This window comes from Methylobacterium thuringiense (assembly GCF_022179645.1).
Classification (GTDB): domain Bacteria; phylum Pseudomonadota; class Alphaproteobacteria; order Rhizobiales; family Beijerinckiaceae; genus Methylobacterium; species Methylobacterium thuringiense.
Genome location: NZ_BPRA01000034.1, coordinates 1 through 1,685 on the forward strand (window position 1 = coordinate 1; position 1,685 = coordinate 1,685).

1 protein-coding gene is annotated in these 1,685 nt (G+C 65.8%); it reads left to right on the forward strand.

Annotated features, from left to right (window positions below; translation table 11 throughout):
- Positions 1 to 61: 61 nt before the first annotated feature.
- Complete coding sequence (locus MFF07_RS22015; protein ID WP_238232925.1) at positions 62 to 1,501, forward strand: IS1182 family transposase; 1,440 nt, start codon at positions 62 to 64, stop codon at positions 1,499 to 1,501.
- Positions 1,502 to 1,685: the final 184 nt, after the last annotated feature.

Genomic DNA, 1,685 nt, shown 5'->3' on the forward strand with positions numbered 1-1,685 from the left:
GACCCTGGCTGTGTCAAAACCCCGATGATGGTACGTTCCTTCGGTCTGACCGGAGGTAGACATGGGCCGGTTTGTTGTCGGTGCCGAGCGCGATCAGACGACGCTGTTTCCGCCTTGTCTCGAGGACTGGATCGCCGAGGACAATCCGGTCCGCGTGGTCGATGCCTTCGTGGATGCGCTGGATCTTGGCGCGCTCGGCTTCGCGGGTGTCGATGCGGCACGGACGGGACGACCGGGCTACCATCCGGCAGCTCTCCTGAAGCTCTACGTCTACGGCTATCTCAACCGGGTCCCGTCGAGCCGACGTCTGGAGCGTGAAGCGGGCCGCAACGTCGAGGTCATGTGGCTGACGGGCCAGCTGTCGCCCGATCACAAGACCATTGCCGAGTTCCGCCGTCAGAACGGACCGGCCATCGGGCGGGTCTGTGCCCGCTTTGTCGCCTTGTGCCGCGAGATGGGCCTTCTGACGGGGACGCGCGTCGCGATCGACGGCTCGAAGTTCAAGGCGGTCAACAACCGCGACCGCAACTTCACGCAGGGAAAGCTCGACCGGCGCCGCCAGCAGATCGAGGAGAGCGTGTCGCGCTACCTCTCGCAGCTCGACACGGCCGATCGTCAGGATCCCACACCGGAACTGGCCGCCAAGGTGGTGCGGCTGAAGGAGAAGATCGCCCGCCTCGGGCAGGAGATGGAGCGGTTGGCCGGCCTGGAGGAGCAGATGAAGGCGGCGCCCGACCGGCAGATCTCGCTGACCGATCCCGACGCGCGATCGATGGCAACCAGCGGGCGCGGGTCGGGCCTGGTGGGCTACAACGTCCAGGTGGCGGTCGAGACCGAGCATCATCTGATTGTCTCGCACGCAGTGACCAATGCCGGCTCGGACCGGGCACAGCTCAGTGGAATGGCCGCGCGGGCCAAGCAGGCTCTGGAGACGGATACGCTCGATGCGGTGGCCGACCGGGGCTATTATTCCGGCGAACAGATTCTAGCCTGCGAACGCGCCGGCATCTCCGTCACGCTGCCCCGGCCGATGACCTCGGGCGCCAAGGCCGCCGGACGCTTCGGTAAGGAGGACTTCCTCTACCGCCCTCCGCAGAACGTCTACCTGTGCCCGGCGGGCGAGACGCTACCCCACCGCTGCACCACGGTGGAGAACGGTCTGACGCTGCATCGGTACTGGACGAATGCTTGCTCGGCCTGCCCGATGAAGGCGGCCTGCACGACGGGCAAGGAGCGCCGGGTGACGCGCTGGGAGCATGAGGATGTGCTGGAGACGGTGCAGCGCCGATTGGACGCCGATCCGCTGGCCATGCGGGTCCGGCGCGAGACGGTCGAGCATCCCTTCGGCACGCTCAAAGCACGGATGGGGGCCACGCACTTCCTGACCAAGACCCTGCCGCGCGTCTCGACCGAGATGGCGCTTCAGGTCCTGGCCTACAATCTGACGCGAGTTCTCAACATCCTGGGAAGCCGGAAGCTCCTGGCGGCGATCCCCACTTGAGCGAAGGCTCGGATCGTCCGCCAAAGAGGCCCAGAGACCGTCCAGTAGGCGCTTTCAACCAAAAACTGGCCGTCTCCCGACCGTAAGAACCCGTTCGACGCGATGAACAGACCAGTCTCGCGAGACCCGAACGTCACCCGACCGCAAAAGCCCCAATTCCCGAGTTTTGACACGGCCTGGACCC